Below are 16971 nucleotides of genomic sequence, written 5' to 3' on the forward strand. Positions count from 1 at the left end.
GGCATCCTCGCTGATGTTGCTGGTTGAGCGCCGTGCTAAAGTTCGTGGTAACCGGTGTCAAGATCAACATGTGCGATATGCGCAACGATCGTCGATTTGCACGCCCCCCCCGATCGAGCTAGGGTCGTGTGAAGGTCGTCCAGGAGAGGTCCATTGAGCATCGCCAGCATCGCCCTGCCGCGCATCCTGCGCATCGGCGGCGGCGCATCGAAGCAGCTGCCCGAGGTGCTGACGTCGCTCGGCCTGTCACGACCGCTCATCGTCACCGACAGCTACCTTGTCGGCAGCGGGCGCGTCGCCGAACTGACCGGCGAACTGGCCAAGGCCGGCATCGCCGCGCGCATCTTCGCCGACACCGTCCCCGACCCCACCGTCGCCTCGATCGACGCAGGCCTCGCCTTCCTCCGCGAAGCCGAGCATGACTGCGTCGTCGGTTTCGGCGGCGGCAGCCCTCTCGACAGCGCCAAGGCGCTGGCGTTGCTCGCCGAACATGGTGGCGCGATGGCCGATTACAAGGCGCCGCATGTCCAGGACGAACCCGGCCTGCCGATCATCGCGATCCCGACCACCGCCGGCACGGGGTCGGAGGCGACGCGCTTCACGATCATCACCGACGAAGTGACCGACGAGAAGATGCTCTGCCCCGGCCTCGCCTATCTGCCGGTCGCGGCGCTCGTCGATTACGAGCTGACCTTCACCAAACCCAAAAGGCTGACCGCCGACACCGGGATCGACTCGCTCGTCCATGCGATCGAGGCCTATGTGTCGAAACGCGCCAATCCGTTCAGCGACGGCATGGCGCTGCTCGCGATGCGCGCGCTCGCGCCCAACCTCCGCCGCGTCTGCACCGACCCGATGGACGCCGCCGCGCGCGAGGCGATGATGCTCGGCGCGACGCAGGCCGGGATCGCCTTCTCGAACAGCTCGGTCGCCCTCGTGCACGGGATGAGCCGCCCGATCGGCGCGCATTTCCATGTCCCGCACGGGTTGTCGAACGCGATGCTGCTGCCGGCCGTCACCGCCTGGTCTGCGCCCGCGGCGCTCCATCGCTACGGCGACTGCGCGCGCGCGATGGGCATCGCCGATGAGGCCGAGGGCGACCAGTCCGCCGTCGCGCGATTGCTCGACGAACTGGCGGCGCTGAACCGCGAGCTCGAAGTGCCCGGGCCCGCCGCCTGGGGCATCGACCCCGCGCGCTGGGAGGCGCTGGTGCCGACGATGTGCGCGCAAGCCGCCGCCTCAGGCTCGCCCGCCAACAATCCGCGTGTGCCGAACGCCGAGGAGATGGCGATGCTCTATGCGCAGGTCTGGGACGGCTAGGGCAGGTTCTCGCCCATCGACGTCTGCAGCACGTCATACCATTCGGCGCGCGCCCAGCGCGGTTTGAGCGCGTCGGCGATCTGACCGATCCGCTCGGGCTGGCGCGTGCCGACGATCGGGATCGGACGTGCGGGATGCGCCAGGATCCAGCTGCACGTCGCCGCCGCGCGCGACACGCCATGCTCCGCCGCCTTGGCATCGAGCAGCGCCGCGACCGCGCGGCCGCGTTCGTCGGCGGGATCGCCGAGCCGCCCGCCGCCCATCGGCGACCAGGCGAGAAACCCCATGCCGCGCTCCATCGCCTGGTCGAAGATGCCGTCGAACAGCGGATCGAGCGTCAGCGGCGAAAATTCGCTCTGATGGCTGACGATCGGCAACGACAGATGCGCGCCAAGCGCCGCGGTCTGCGCCGGGGTGAAATTGGACACGCCGAGCGCTCCGATCTTGCCCGCGGCGTGGGCATCCTCGATGACGCGCGCGACCTCCTGCGGGTGGGTGAGCAAGTCGGGCCGGTGCACCTGCCACAGGTCGACATGCTCGACGCCGAGCCGCGCCAGCGATGCATCGATCGCCCTCGCGAGATAGGTCGCGCTCGAATCATAGGGCGTGCCGAGGATGATCCCGCCCTTGGTTGCCAGCACCATGCGCTCGCGCAGCCCGGACGCGTCGGCAAAGACCTGCCCCAGCAATTCCTCGGCCGCGCCGAAGCGGCCTGCGGTGTCGGCGCCATAGACATCGGCGGTGTCGAACAAGGTCACGCCGGCAGCAAGCGCGGCCTCGATCCGCCCGCGGCCCGCCGCGACGCCGTTGTCGGCGAAGCGCCACATGCCCCAGGCGACGGGGAAGACGGAAAGGCCGCTCGCCCCGACGGGCAAGGTGGCGGGAACGGGGGGAAGAAGCTCGGACATTGCCCTCCCCTATAGGAGTTCGCGCCGAAATGCGCCGCCCCCAATTCAAGAATAGGTAGTCGACCGGCTCAGGCCGCGGCGATGGTGCAGCCGACGCGGATTTGCCCGTCGAACAGCGCCTCCGCGCGCTGGCCGGGACGGATGTCGTGCACCCCGGTGATCGCGCCCGCCGAGACGCATGTCCCCGGCGCGATCGCGATGCCGCGTGCGCGCAGTATGCGGATCAGGAACAGCGCCGAACCAAAGGGACCGTCGAGCATCGCCGCCATCGATGCGGCGCCAACCAGCACGCCGTCGATGCGGAATTCGACCGGCATCGCGATCAAGTCGCGCTCGCGCCAGTTGGCGATCGGCGGCCCGAGCACGAGCCCCTTGTTGTTGCCATAGTCCGATGCGGTGACCGCGGGTCCATGTCCGTTGATTTCGGCGAAGGGCGAGCTCGCGATCTCGATCCCGGTGCGCACCTCTTCGATGCAGTCGCGCACCGTTTCGATATCATGGTCCCCGTCGCCGACGTCGCCGAAGCGCAGCAGCACCTCGGCCTCTGCCGCTGCAAAACCGCCGGCGAAGACCGGCATGGTCGCGTCGTCCTCGGCAATCTCGTCGATGAAGATCGGACCCGCGATGCGGTTGTCGCCATAGGCCTGGGTCAGCTCGGGCGCGATCCGGCCGACCTTCCAGCCGCCGACCCGCCGCCCGTCGCGCGCGATGGCGACGTCCTGGATGCGATAGGCCTCGGCGAGCGTTTCGGGCATCTTGCCCGGATAGGCCGCGAGCGCCGCGCCCGTCGCACGCGCGGCGACGAAGGTACGCGCGATGCTCTCCTGTTCGCTGGCCGCCCCCATGTCGATCATCGGCGGCGCCGCGCTAATTGCCAGTCGTAGAGCGAGGGCACGGCCTCGATCGCCTGCCCGGTCGCCTCGAGATAGGGCGCGGGGTTGTACTTGACCGCGATCTTGCGGTTGGCGTGCAGTCCGACGATGCGCTCGCCCGGCCCTTCGAGCCCGCTCGAGATCGTCACCGTCGCATCGGCGGGCACCGTATCGGCCATCATCAGCCGCGCGTTCCACAGCGTATTGTACAGCCCATGTCCCGGCTTCCAGTAAGGCGCGCCGCCGCCGACCCACAGCTGGTAACCCCAGCCGCCCTTCGCCTGTTTGGGCGCGATATGCATCACGATCCGGTCGAACAGATTCTGATGGTTCGACCCGCTATGCTGGTCGATGATCGCGTCTTTCATCACCTCGGGGCGCAGGAACACCGCGCGCGTCGAGCGCGTGTTGACGCTGAGCGGGTGGATCACGGGGTTCTCGACCTTCAGATCCTTGACCAGCACATTATGCGCCGCGCCGACATGCACCGAATAATGCGCACGGCGGTCGCCGGTCGTGGTGACATTGGCGATCGTCAGGCTCGCGGCGTTGTCGGTGAGGATGCCGCTGTCCGAGCGGTCGATGATCAGGTCGCGGACCCAGCCGTCGAACACCCCGGTCATGTAGATGCCGTTATAACCCTGCTCGAGATGATGGCCGAAGGACGGCGCCTCGGGGAATTGCAGGCGGAGGTTCTGGACGCCGACGTTGGTCAGATGCTGCCATTGCGCCACGACAGCGGGCTGATCGGACCGCACGTCGTGGAGCAGCGGATCGCCCAGCGTCACCTTCTTGCCCTTGATCGCCGCGATGCGCGTCGCCTGCACCACCACCGGCCGGTTCGGCGAGGTCCAGTGGTGCGAGCCGATCGGCAGGTCGGTGTCGCCATAGAGCGATTTCAATATCGCACTCTTCGGCCCGTCGACCGAGAACCATTGCAGCTGGACGACATCGCCGACGCGCAGCTTCGACGCGTCGTCGACGGTCAGCTCGCGCGCGAACTGCTTGCCGACCGCGCCGTTCGCCAGCACGGGGTCGCGGACATCCTTGCTGCCGTCGTAGGACACCGGCCGGCTGCCCGCGGGGGCGACGAAGATCATCCCGCCGGCCCAGCTATATTCGGTGAACAGATAGTCGATATTATGCTCGGGCTCGACCTGCTGCTTCTTCTCGCGCACCAGATAGTCGCGCAGTTCGTCATAATCGGCGGTCTTGTCGATGATCTTGAGCGGCCGCGGGAACCACAGTTCGCTGCCGCCCTGCCCCGCGCCCGCGCCGTCGAGGGTGATGTCGCTGCGCGTGATGCGCAGGATTTCGGTGATCTGCGTGCGTCCCTTGGGGAAGCGCAAGGTGACCTTGCCCGCGACCTCGTTCGCGGCATCGAGCGCGCGCAGCACCGCCTGGCTGTCGTCGAGCCCGTCGTCGGGGATGGCGCCATAGGCGGTGACGTCGACGACCGTGCCCGCATCGCTCGGGATCGGCGCAAGCCCGAAGCCGTAACCGGCATAGGAGAAATCGGGCAGCGGGTTCGCCGCCATCGTGGCGCGGTCAGCCAAGATCTTCGGCAGCGGCTCCGCGTGGGCGGGCAGCGCGGCCAGCATCGACGCCGACAGGGCAAGGCAGCTGGCGCGCCGGAACGGCTTGTTCAAAATCATATCCTCATGTTCTCGGTCCCCCGGCATGGCAGGCGCCCCAGTGGACCGGCGCCGCCATGCCGCGGGGTCTTCAGAATTTCGCGCGCAGCCCGACCGAGAAGCGGCGCTCGGACAAGGCATAGCTGTTCAGCGCCACCTCGTTGACGCTATATTCGCTCGTCGCCGACTTCCTGGGCATCAGATTCTGAGCCTGCAGCGACAGGGCAAAATTCTCGGTGGTGTCGGAGCCGACCTGCGCGACGAGCTGCGAGCGCGAGCCGACGAAGCTCGGCCGCCCTTCGGAAAATTCGAACACCGCCTCGTCGCGATAATTATACGCGACGCGCGCCGAGAAGGGCCCCTTCTCGTACAGCCCGACGAGGTTGTAACTGTTTTTCGACACCGCGACGAGCGGGAAGCCCGCGGCATCCTCCGAGTCCGAATAGGTATAGTTGGCGATGATGCCGAAGCCATCGAGCGGCGACGGCAGGAAATCGAAGAATTGCTGTACGCCGACTTCGAAGCCCTTGATCCGTGCGCTCGACAGATTTTCGGGGCGCGAGAAAGTGAGCTCGCGGCCCTGCGGGTCGAGCGTCGTGTCGATACCCGTGGTCACGAAGCTGGCGATGAAATTCTTGACGTCCTTGTAGAAAAAGGCGCCCGAGATCAGCGAGCTCTTGCCCCTATAATATTCGAAGCTGATGTCGGCCTGGGTCGAGGTCGGCGGTTCGAGATTCACGTTACCGCCGGTCACCGACAGGTTGGTCGCGTTGAAGAAGGTCGAGGGCGCGAGGTCGGCGATCGACGCGCGCTGCATCGTCTGCGACGCCGACAGGCGGACGAGGAAATCGTCGGTGACGTTGAAGGCGATATTCGCGCTGGGCAGGATATTGGTATAGCGGTTCTTGTCGTTGCGCAGCGTGCTGACGGTGCCGACATTGACATAGCTGTCGACCGACAGACGCGTGCTCGCGATACGCACCCCGGCGTTCGCTTTGTAAGGAATGCCGACGATCTCGCCCTCGCCCGCCACCATCAGGTAGGCGGCGAGCGTCTTCTCGCTGAAATCATAGTCGCGCTGGAGGTTGGGCAGCAGGGTCGACAGCCCATTTGCGTTCGGATTGGGCTCGGCGGCCTGCGCGCGGGTGAAGACATAGTCGAAGGTCGGCGCGGTGCTGAGGAAGCTGCGCGGGAAGGTACCCGCGATATCGGGCAGGAAATTCGACATGTCGATCGGCTTCAGGAAAGGCTCGATCTCCGCGCGGGTCGGGGTGACCTGACTGCGGAAGGCGTTCGAGCGCGCATGGAGGTCGGTGTAGCGTGCGCCTGCCGAGATGGTGACCCCGCCCGCGGTCTCGTAGCTGACGTCGAGCTTGCCGGTCCATTCCTCGAGCAGGCCGATCAGCCGGTTGCTGCGCACGCCGTTGTTCGCGGGGTTGTAGGACGCGTAGTTTGTCGGGTCGAAGGTGCCGCCCAGCGTCAGCGACGGGATGCCGCCGCCGCGGAAATCGAAGGCGCCCGGCACCGGCGCGGTCGCCTGCAAGGTGATAATCTGGATCGTCTGGTCGATCGTGCCCTTGCTGTAATAGCCGTCGGCCTCGATCGTCAGCCCGTTGTCGCCCTCATATTTGCCGTTGAGGCCATAGAGGAAGCTTTCTGTCGGCTCGTTGCGGATCTGCCCCGCGGTGGTGACGGTGCCGTTGGCATTGCCCGCGACGACCATGCCATCCTCGACGACGCGGTTGGTGACGGGGTTGCTGCCGGTCGGCAGGCGGAAGGCGAAGAAGTCCTGGCGCCGCCCGGTCTTGAGCTTCGAATAGAGCGCGTCGGCGGTGATCGTGAACTCGGGGGTCACCTCAAACTGGATCGCGCCGTTGAGCCCGAGCCGCGAGCGATCGACGGTGAACTGCTCATATTGCAGCAGCACCGGAGTCGGGAACACCCCGCCGCCCGTTCCGGTATAAGTGCGATTCAGGAAATTGTTGCGCTCGAAGGTCTGCGTCGTCGAGGTCCGCTTCTGATATTCGCCCGCGAGCATGACGCCGATGCGGCCGTCGGCGAATTTCGTCGTCGCGAAGCCGGTGATCGCGGGCTCGAACTTGTCGCTATTCTCCGAATAGACGCCCTGCGCGCGGACCGAGATCGTCGGCTCCTTGAACGAGAGCGGCTTGGGCGTGACGAGGTTCACCGTACCGCCAAGCCCGCCCTCGGCATTGCTCGCGAGCGGCGACTTGCGCACTTCGAGGCGGCCGAACAGGCTGGACGGGACCGAGTCGAGACCCGACGAGCGGCCGAGCTGGTCGTTCTCGGGCGGCGAAAGGCGCGCCGACCAGCCCAAGAGCGTGCGCCCGTCGACCTCGACGCGGACCTGCTGCAGGCCGCGCACCGACACCGACTGGCCTTCGCCGAACACGCGGGTGATCTGGACGCCGGTGACGCGCTGCAGCGCTTCGGCGACGTTGGCGTCGGGCAGCTTGCCGACATCCTCGGCGGTGATCACGTCGACGACCTGGTCGGCCTCGCGCTTGATCTCGGCCGCCTGCTCGAGCGAGGCGCGGATGCCGCTGACGACGATCTCGTCCTCGGGCGCCGGCGCCGCGTCCTGCGCGAAGGCCGGCGCCATGGCGAGCGCCGCAAGGGACACCCCGCCCGCCAACTTTGCCAGGAAAAATGTGCCGCGCGTCGGTCCGATAGCCATGTCGTCTCTCCCACCCTCGCCGCTCGATTCCGCATCACGCGCGGCGGCCTTTTGATTTTCAGTTTCTTATACGCCGATCTTGGTAACCGGTGTCAGCATGATCGAATTTCGCATCCATCCTGTCAAGAAAAAACTTGTATGACAACCTCGAAGTTGCGGCAGTCGAATTAAACGGCTGACAAGGGACCGCTATTCGCTTCGGCCAGCCACAGGATCGGCTGGCGAACGGGGAAGTTTCGCACCACCTCGCCGGTCGCCGGATCGGCATCGAGTCGGCGCCAGAGCGCCAGCCAGTCGGCGCGGCCCAGCGCGAGGCCGGCGAAGAGCAGGCTCGGCTGGCGCACCGGGAAGCCATCCCAATACTCGATGTCGGGCGGCAGCGGCCACCGCGCCTTGTCCTCGATATAAGGCGCCATCCATGCGGCCGCCTGCCCGATCGAACCGCCGTCGGGGGTCGCCCAGGCGATGAGATCGCCCTTCCCTTCGCCGAGCAGCCACGCGGTCGCAGCGAGCACGTCGAGGTTGAAGAGCGCATAGGCATAAGGCTTGGTGCGCGCGAGTTCGAGCGGCTGGCGCCCGTCGGGCTCGATCTGGTTCGGGATGATCACCGTCTGAAGCCGCGCCCGCGCATCGGTCAGCACATCCTCGCGGCCGAGCAACGCTGCGAAAGACGCGGCTTGCAGCAACCAGCACGTCCCGTGATTATTCTTCTGGTCGCGCTCCTCGATCCCAAAGGGCGACGTCAACAGCCAGTCGAGATAGGCCGCGAACCAGCCCTCGACCCCCGCGCGGATCGCCGCATAGCCCGGCGCGCCGGCTTCGGCGAAGCATTGCGCGGCGCGCGCGACCTCGGAAATCTGCAGCGTGTCGATCACCCCGATGGCGCGGCCCTGGTTCACCCCGATGATCGCCTGCGCGTGGTTCAAATTGGGGCTCATCCGCGTCGCTGGATCGACGAACCACGCGGCCAGATGTCGCATCGCGGCGGTCGCGAAGCGATCCTCGCGCGTCAGCTTCCACGCCGCGGCAAGCATCGGCACGGTGCGCCCGAAGGCGATCAGCGCGTCGCGATGCCCGTCGAACTTGTCGGGGTTCGACCGCCCGTCGCGGCGGATATAGGGACCGTCGGGATGGGCCGGGTCGGGCCACCAATAATCGCCCTCCGAATAATAATCCCGCGGCCCCGCCGGGCTGCGCGTTGCCGGAATGGCAGCGATCGTGCGCGGTTCGTCATGGAGCAGCGCCAAGGCCCGCGGCAACACGCGCGCGCGCTCGATCGCAGCGATATCGACCCCGTCCCCGCGCGCTATCGCCGCCGCCGGCCATGCAAGCAGCGTTGCAAGAAGCAGGGAACGACGCGCGATCATGCGCTGCCCTAGCGCGCCCGGTGACGCAGCGCGAGGTCGCCCGCGACTGTGCGCGGATAGGCGCCCGGCCCCCAAGCGGCATCGGCGCGCACGAGCAGTTCGTCGAGCGCCTCGGCGGGCCAGCGCCCTTCCTTGTACGGCCAGTCGGCGGCGCGCCCGCGATAGGCGGCGACATAGTCGGTCGCGCGGCGCAGCGAGCGCCCCTTCTCCTCGGCATCGTAGAGATCGAAGCCGAGGCAGGCGGCGCTGTCGGCGACGCCATAAGCCGCGTCCAAGGCATAGAGCGAATAATGGAAGCTGCGCGTGCGCGTCAGTTCCTCGGGCAGCGCGCCCTGCGCATCGACTTGCCGCGCAAGCCGCACCTTCGGGAAGGCCGAGACGATGCGCTGCGCCACCTCGGGCCGCCGCGCGAACAGCGCGAAGCGCGCGACCTGCGCGTCGTACCACAGGCCGTGATTGTTGCGTTTGGCGCTCTCGGCCTTGCCGTTCGCGCTTTTCAGCATCCAGTCGAGATGCCGCCCGAACCAGGCTTCGAGCGCCGCGTTCTCCTCGGCCGTCAGCGCCCCCGACGGCGCGATCAGCCCGACCGCGTCGATCACCCCGATGAAGGCCGCGCCGTCGAGCACGCCCTCGGGGCGGCCGTTCGAAACGCCCGGCACCGCCTGTGCATAATCGAGCCCGGGATTCATCGCGGTCGCGGGATCGAGAAACCACGTCCGCACCACGCGCGCCGCGCCTTCGGCATAATTCGCTTCGCCGCTGTAGAAATAGGCGAGCGCCAGCGTGTCGGCGTCGCGCGCCATGCGGCTCAATGCAACGCGGTCGAAGCGGTTCGATTCGACGTCGGGATTAGTGTCGCCGTCGCGGCGCACATAGGGGCCCTTTGGGTTGGCAGGGTCGGGCCACCAGTAGCGCGCGAGGCTGACATAGTCGTGGCGGTCGCCCGACACAGGGATGCTCCGCTTGTCCATCACCGACGCGGGTTTCGCCGCCAGCGCCTTGTCGGCGCGGACGATCAAGTCGCGATAGGCGGCCGCGACGACGGGATCGCTCGCCAGGCTCGCCTTGATCGCAGTGAGTTCGTCGGGATGCAGCCCGAAGACCCGCCGCCCCTCGAACGCTGCAGCATAACCTTCTTCACCCCGGCAGGTGGCGCCGCCGTCCTCCGGGGAAAAAGCCGCCGCCGCGGATGGCATCGCGGCGGCGGCGGCGGCGGCCAGGACCAGCGGGAGGATGTGCCGGCCCGGCCTGAAACGCGCTGGGATCACAGGCGGACCCGGAACCCGAAGAAATATTGCGTGCCGCCGCGCGACACCTCGGCGATGCTGTCGTAGCTGCCCTTGTACATGATGTCGGGGGTGCCGGTGACGTTGAGCGCCTGCAGCTTGAGCTGGACATTCTTCGTCAGATCGTACTGCGCCGACAGGTTGAGATAGGTGCCGCCGCGGATCTCGCGGTTGGTACCGCCGTTGGGCTTGTAATAGCCCGAGCGGTAGCGAAGGTTCGCGCGCAGCGAGAGGCCCCATTTCTCGAACCACACCGAACCGCTCGCGGTCCATTTCGACAGCCCGATCAGATTGGCCGGATCGACATAGGCGGCGACCGGCGAAGTGTCGGGATATTCGAAATTGGCGAAGGCGCGATTGACCGACCCCTGCACCCCGAAGCCGTCGAGCGGATCGGGCAGCCAGGTGAAGGCGTGGCTCGCGGTCGCCTCGACCCCGTAGAGGTCGCGCGTCTCAAGGTCGTTCGACGGCGCGACGGGGTTGATCGTGAAGGTCTCGGTCATCGGCGCGCCGCCGTCGCGAATCGTCGTCACTGTAATATCGGTCGGGATTGGCTCGGAGCGGCCGATCACCGTCCCCTTCGCCCATTTATAATAGCCCGCGACCGACACGAGCGTGTCCTTGGACGCATAAAGCTCGAGGCTGGCGTCGATATTCCATGCGCGCAGCGGCTTGAGGTTCGGATTGCCCGTCGTCGCGTTGAAGATGATATTGTCGACGCCGATGGCATCGACCGTCGGGGTCAGGCTGATCCCCGCGCCGAAGCTTTCGATGCCCGAGCGCGCGATCGCGCGATAGGCCGCGAGACGCAGCTTGACCTCCTGCGACAGATCGAAGGCGACATTCGCGCTCGGCAGGAAATAATTATAGCTGCCCTTCGACGTGTTGGTCGACAGCGGCTGGCTCGGATCGATCGCGATCGAATAATCGTCGCCGACCGTGTCGATGGTCAGGCGGTAGGCCTGGCGAAAACCCGTCGAGCTGATGTCGGTCTTGACCCAGCGCAGCCCGACATTGCCGCTAACCGGCACGCTGCCCATGTCGGTTTCGAAATTGGCCATCGCATAAGCCGCGTAAATCCGCTCGGTGACGTCGATGTCGCTCGGGTCGCGGCCGTCGGCGGGATAGGGCAGCGCGTCATCGCTGCCGGTGAAGGTGCGGAACAGGCAGTCGTTGTCGAACGTCGCCCAGCGCGTGACGTTCGTCCCCATGCCGCGCATATAGCTGGTGGTGGTGAACGGGACGCGGCAATTCTGGTTCGCCTGCCCGATCAGTTGCGCCGGGGTCACCCCGTTGATCGCGACGAGCGTGTTGAGGTCGCTGTTGCGCGCATTGTCGTTAGTGCGGTGGTGGTCGGAGACGCGGCCGCCGATCTTCACGCTGGTGATGAAGCCGTCGAGTTCGCGCTCGGCGTCGAGGCGGGCTGCCCAGATTCGGTCCTTGCGGTCGGTGACGAAGCGGTTGCGCGCATAGACCGCGTTCGCGGCGTTGGCGAGGAACAGCCCATGGTCGGTGATGTCGAAATTGTCGAACGCGACCACCGGCACGACATCGTCCTCGACATAGGTCAAAGTATAGCCGACGCGCCGCGTCGAGCGCATGCGCGTCTGCTTCTGCGTCTCGGTGCGGTGGCTGTTCGAATAGGAGGCGTCGAAGGCGATGTTCCAGCGGTCCGGCGTCCAGATCAGGCTGACCCCGCCGCCGATATATTCCTCGTTTCGCTGGCGCGTTTCGAGCTGGTTCTCGAGGTTCGAATTGCCGCGGTAGCTCATCAGCGCATTGGCCGAATAGCCGTTGCTGCCGTTGCCGATAAGCAAGGGCTGGACCCCGCGCAGCCCCTCGGTGATCTGGAGCACATTGCGATCTTCCAGGCTCGCGCGCTTCGAATATTGGCCGTCGATCGCGATCTCGAAATCGCTCGACGGGCGCCACTGGATCGCGCTGATCAGCCCGTCGCGCACTTCGGAGGTGGTCTGGGTGCGGAAGCTGCGCGAGCTGTTCGCGAAATAGGGATCGACGATCGTCTCGTTCGCGTTGCGCGGCGCGGCGGCGAAGGTGCAATTGACGGTGTTGGTCAGACCATTGGTCGCCGCTGTATTGCACAGCTGGAAAGTGGCATTCGCGTTATAATAATCCTCCGGCGCGGTGGTATCCTGCCGCTGATAACCGATCGACACCCCGATATCGCCAAGTCCGGTCTCGAACTGGTCGGTGTAGGAGAAGTTCGCGCGATAACCGAGCCCGTCGTGCTGGTAGACGTCATTGTCCTGCGGCTGGAAATCGCCGCGAACCTCGAACTGGATCCGGCGCTTGCCGTAATCGAGCGGGCGCATCGATCGCAGCTCGATCACCCCGCCTACCCCGCCTTCGAGGAAGTCGGCGCGCTGGGTCTTGTAGACGAGCACGCCGTTGACCAGCTCGGACGGGAATTGCTGGAAGGCGACCGAGCGGTCGGGCCCCGCGGTCGACACCTCGCGCCCGTTGAAGGTCGAGAAACTGAGCGTCGGGCCGAGCCCGCGCACCGAAAGCTCGTTGGCATTGCCCTTGAAGCGGTCGGCCGAGACGCCGACGATGCGTTCGAGCGTGTCGCCGATCGAATTGTCGGGGGTCGCGCCGATCTCGTCGCTGACCAGCCCGTCGACGACGACGTCGGCGGCGCGCTTGAACTCGATCGAGCTGCGCTGCGTCGCGCGCGCGCCGGTGACGATGATCGCATCGTCGTCGGTCGCGGCCGCCGCCGCGGCGACCGGATCGACCGGCTGGCTCTCGGCTTCATCGGCAGCCGGCGCATCCTGCGCCGATGCCGGCATCGCAGCGAACAATGCGGCGGATGCCAGAAGCGCGCCGCGCGCGACCGAAAGCGACGATGACCTCATATTCCTCTCCCCTTGTGATGCCGCCGCAGAGGCGGCGCGACCCGGTTGATACCGGTGTCAAACTCAAATGTATGACAACTTACTAGTTGTCGGACAACTTGGAGTCAACTGGGGATGTCGGGAGGCAGATGGGGAGGGTGAAGAAGAAAGATGTCCGGAAGCGGGCGGTTGCGGGCGTCGATCTCCCCTCCCTGCAAGGGAGGGACCGGGGGTGGGTGGCCGCCGAAGGCGGCGCTCTGCCTCTTGCTCGCTTCGCTCGCCACCCACCCCTAACCCCTCCCTAAAAGGGAGGGGAATGGCAGCTAACCACCCTAAAACCGCCCTCAATACCGCCCGCGCTTCCGCGCCAGGTCAACCATCGCACTCCCCGCCAGCAGATACGCCCCGCTGCCGTAGAATTGTGTCTCCTTCGCCGAGACGCTGTCGGGCCGGTCGCCGACCTGCTGCACCCAGCCGAGCATGCCGTCGCCCTGCACCCCGCGCACCACCGCATTCCAGCCGCGGATCGCTGCAGGCTCATAGGCGGCGGCGTCGAGCAGCCCGGTATCGACGCCCCACGCGAATGCATAGGTGAAAAAGGCGGTCCCGCTCGTCTCGGGCGGGGTGCCCGGATCGCTGTCGAGCAGCGACGCCGGCCAATAGCCATCGGCCTTCTGCAGCGTGAGCAGCTTCGCCGCCATCTCCTTGAACAGCCCCTCATAATAGGCGCGCTTGGGGTCCTTGCGGTCCATCGTCTGGAGCATGCGGACGAGCCCCCCCATCACCCAGCCGTTGCCGCGGCTCCAGAACAATTTCCGCCCCTTGGCGTCGCGCATGTCGAAAAAGCGGCTGTCGCGAAAATAGAGCTTTGCCGCGGGATCGTAGAGATAGTCGGTGGTTGCCTTGAACTCCTCATGCGCGAAATCTGCATAGCGTTTCTCGCCGGTTGCCTTGCTCATCTGCAGCAAGGTCGGCGGCGCCATGAAGATCGCGTCGCACCAACACCACCGATCGGTGCAGTCCGATGTCCCCTTGCCGGGGGCGTGCGGAATGAACTCCAGCCCGATCGTCGGGCGATTGGCGAGGACATGGTCGAAATAGGCGCGCGCGGGCGCGATCGCGGCCTTGCCGCCGCCATTCGTCGACGCCCAGATCCACGCCTGCGCGATCAGCTGGTCGTCGGCGTGGAAAGGCTTGTCGCCGAGCTTCCAAGCCTGCTCGCGGCCGAGGTCGAGCAAGGGTTTCGCATAGGCCTTGTCGCGCTTGGCAAGCTCGGTCAGCGCGACCCAGAAGGTCGCCTGCTGCCAGTCGCGCGGGTTCTGCACGCTCTTGCGCGCCGCGGGCATCGTCGCCCAGTTCGTCCGGTTGGCAAGCTGCCAGTCGGCGACGCGCCGCGTGTCGGCGAGGATCGCCGAAGCGCGCGGCATCTGCGGTTCGGCCTCGGCGACGACGGCGGGCGTCGAGGCGAGCATCAGCGGGGCAAGCAGGGTCAGGGACATGGCACTTCCTTTGCGGGCAAAAGGGCGACGGAGGAAAGGGTGAGGCGCATCGCGCCGCTTGTCGAGAGAACCGCAGGCGCGGTGACCTGGTCGAGGCGTGCGCCCGGGAGGCAGGCGAGCGGGATGGTCAGACTTTGCCACCCCTGCCCCGCGAGCGCGGCAAGCCGCGGCGCGATGTCGAGCCGCGCGGTGCAACCGGGGCCGCAGCGCAGCTCCAGCATCGCCGCGCCCTTGGGCGCTTCGTCGATCTTGAGATCGAAGACGATTGCCAGCGGCCCCGCCTGCGACAGGTCGGCGGCATGCGCGTTGGCGATGATCAGCGTGCCGCGTGCGCGGCCCGACCAGATGATCTCGCGCGCATCCTCCTGCGCGTCGCGGTCGACCGGGCGCACCGCTATCGCGCCATTGTCGGCGGCGCCGTCGATCGCCTGCGGGCTGTCGTTGGCGGCGTCGATGAGCAAGCGGCGCGTGCCCGTCGGGCGCCCGCGTTCGAACAGGGCGCCGGTCAGCGCCTGCTCGACGACGATACCGGGATCTTCCGAGAGCGGCACGTCCGCCTTGCGGTCGGCGAGCGTCAGCCCGTAACCGAACGGATAGAGCGGCCGGTAGTCGTTATCGCCGACATTCAGCGGCGCGCCCTTGGCATCGGCGGGCCAAGAGAAGGGCAGCTTGCCCTTGAAGTCGGCCTTGCCGAAGAGGACATCGGCAACCCCGCCGCCTTCCGAACCCGGCAGCCACGCCGCGACGAAGGCATCGGCGGCGTTGATATGGCGGTTCACCCACAAGGGCCGCCCCGACAGGAACACCGCGACCACCGGCACCCCCTCGGCGCGCAGCCGCTGCAGGATCGCTAGATTGCCACGCGTGTCGTCGAAATAGAGGTCGGCGCGGTCGCCTTGGAATTCGGCATAGGGATCCTCGCCGAACACGATGACCGCGGCGTCGGGCTTGGCGCCATAGCGCCCGTCGACCGCCAGCGCCGCGGTGCCGCCCCCGGCCTTCACCGCCTCGCGCACCCCCGCGAAGATCGTGGTCGCGCCGGGGAAATGCTCGGGCTTGGTCCCCGTGCCCTGCCAGCTCAGCGTCCAGCCGCCTGATTGCTTCGCGACATCGTCGGCGCCGTCGCCCGCGACGAGGATATGCGCGCCGGCCTTCAGCGGCAGCACGCCGTCGTTCTTGAGCAGCACCAGCGACTCTTGCACCGCCTGCCGCGCCACGGCGCGATGCACCGCGGAGCCGAGCAGTTCGTAACGCCCCGCATAGGCCCGCGCCGACGGCCGCCCCGCCTCGAACAGCCCGGCGCGCAGCTTGACGCGAAGGATGCGGCGCACGGCATCGTCGAGCCGCGCCATCGGCAGCGCGCCCGACTTCGCCGCAGCCAACGTCGAGCCGTAGAGCCCCTTCCAGCTCGCGGGTGCCATATAGAGGTCGAGCCCGGCGGCGAGCGACGCGGGGCAATCGGTCGGGGTGCAGCCGGGCACCTTGGCATGCCCGTCCCAGTCGCCGACGACCAGCCCGTCGAAACCCCAGCGGCGCTTGAGTATATCGGTTAGCAAGCTGGCATTGCCGTGCATCTTGACGCCGTTCCAGCCCGAAAAGCTCGCCATCACGCTCTGCACATCGGCATCGAGCGCGGCGACATAGGCGGGCGCGTGCAGGCGGATCAGATCGGCCTCATCGACCTGCGCATCGCCGCGGTCGCGCCCGCCCGCGGTGCCGCCGTCGGCGATGAAATGCTTGGCGGTCGCGACGATATGCGGGCCCTTCAGCCAGTCGGCATCGCCGCGGCGTCCCTGCAGCCCGTGGACGAAGGCGGTCGCATAGTCGCGCACGATCGCGGGATCCTCGGCGAAGCTCTCATAGGTCCGCCCCCAGCGGTCGTCGCGCGCGACCGCGATCGTCGGCGCGAAGGTCCAGTCGAGCCCGGTAACGCGCATCTCGATCGCGGTGACCTGCCCGATCCGCTCCATCAGCGCCGGATTGCGCGCCGCGCCGAGCCCGATATTGTGCGGAAACAAGGCCGCGCCGACGATATTGTTGTGGCCGTGCACCGCATCGGCGCCCCACATCACCGGGATGCGCGGCAGGGCGCCGTTCGGGCGCATCGACGCGTCATAATAGGCATCGGCCGCGACTACCCAGTTCGACGCCGGACCGAATTCGTCGCCACCGGGCGACGAACTGCCGCCGTTGAGGATCGAGCCGAGATGATAGTCCGCGACATCCTCAGGCGTCGTGCTGCCGATATCGCCCTGGATCACCTGCCCGACCTTCTGCTCGAGCGACATCGCCGCGAGGATCGTACCGATCCGCGCCTCGATCGCAGCCTCGGGCGCAGCCGCCGTACGCGCGGGCCAGCGCGCCGGATCGGCGACGCCCGGCGCCTGCGCGCCCGCCCCCCCGCCACAGCCGACGAGGATCAATGCCCCCGCCATCACCCGCTTCACGGCTCGCCCCACTTCGCTCTCCCTCAAAATTTGTCGTACTTTTTGGCCTTGACACCGGTGACAATATCTTTCCTTTTCCAGCGAG

General features: G+C 67.0%; 10 protein-coding genes. 1 reads left to right on the plus strand and 9 read right to left on the minus strand.

Features of this window, described 5'->3' with window-relative positions:
• The first annotated feature begins 153 nt into the window (after positions 1-153).
• On the plus strand, positions 154-1320 hold the full coding sequence (locus BWQ93_RS09290; RefSeq protein WP_083720779.1) for an iron-containing alcohol dehydrogenase: 1167 nt from the start codon (positions 154-156) through the stop codon (positions 1318-1320).
• Here the strand turns inward: BWQ93_RS09290 and BWQ93_RS09295 are convergent.
• The 9 genes from BWQ93_RS09295 to BWQ93_RS09335 all read right to left on the minus strand — a co-directional run bounded on the left by BWQ93_RS09295 (position 1317) and on the right by BWQ93_RS09335 (position 16874).
• The gene (locus BWQ93_RS09295; RefSeq protein ID WP_077030299.1) at positions 1317-2228 is read right to left on the minus strand and encodes an aldo/keto reductase; all 912 of its coding nucleotides are present in this window, start codon (positions 2226-2228) and stop codon (positions 1317-1319) included. The genes BWQ93_RS09290 and BWQ93_RS09295 overlap by 4 nt on opposite strands.
• A gap of 68 nt (positions 2229-2296) precedes the next feature.
• Positions 2297-3082: a 2-keto-4-pentenoate hydratase gene (locus BWQ93_RS09300; RefSeq protein ID WP_335694887.1), complete on the minus strand. Its 786-nt coding sequence runs from the start codon at positions 3080-3082 to the stop codon at positions 2297-2299.
• A complete protein-coding gene (locus BWQ93_RS09305) occupies positions 3079-4749 on the minus strand; it encodes a hypothetical protein (protein ID WP_156878190.1) in 1671 nt (556 codons plus the stop codon). The genes BWQ93_RS09300 and BWQ93_RS09305 overlap by 4 nt, the downstream gene beginning before the upstream one ends.
• A gap of 76 nt (positions 4750-4825) precedes the next feature.
• Entirely contained in the window at positions 4826-7432 is a 2607-nt protein-coding gene (locus BWQ93_RS09310; protein ID WP_083720782.1) for a TonB-dependent receptor, read from the minus strand.
• Between the two features lie 167 nt (positions 7433-7599).
• The gene (locus BWQ93_RS09315) at positions 7600-8799 is read right to left on the minus strand and encodes an alginate lyase family protein (protein ID WP_077030301.1); all 1200 of its coding nucleotides are present in this window, start codon (positions 8797-8799) and stop codon (positions 7600-7602) included.
• 8 nt (positions 8800-8807) lie between these two features.
• Positions 8808-10067 (minus strand): alginate lyase family protein, encoded by a 1260-nt coding sequence (locus BWQ93_RS09320; protein WP_156878191.1) that lies wholly within the window; start codon positions 10065-10067, stop codon positions 8808-8810.
• Positions 10064-12961: a TonB-dependent receptor gene (locus BWQ93_RS09325; protein ID WP_083720784.1), complete on the minus strand. Its 2898-nt coding sequence runs from the start codon at positions 12959-12961 to the stop codon at positions 10064-10066. The genes BWQ93_RS09320 and BWQ93_RS09325 overlap by 4 nt, the downstream gene beginning before the upstream one ends.
• 323 nt (positions 12962-13284) lie before the next feature.
• Complete coding sequence (locus tag BWQ93_RS09330) at positions 13285-14439, minus strand: glycoside hydrolase family 88/105 protein (RefSeq protein ID WP_077030303.1); 1155 nt, start codon at positions 14437-14439, stop codon at positions 13285-13287.
• Entirely contained in the window at positions 14430-16874 is a 2445-nt protein-coding gene (locus BWQ93_RS09335; RefSeq protein WP_083721159.1) for a glycoside hydrolase family 3 protein, read from the minus strand. Before BWQ93_RS09335 ends, BWQ93_RS09330 begins: the two co-directional genes overlap by 10 nt.
• Positions 16875-16971 lie beyond the last annotated feature (97 nt).

Source organism: Sphingopyxis sp. QXT-31 (assembly GCF_001984035.1).
Lineage (GTDB): Bacteria > Pseudomonadota > Alphaproteobacteria > Sphingomonadales > Sphingomonadaceae > Sphingopyxis.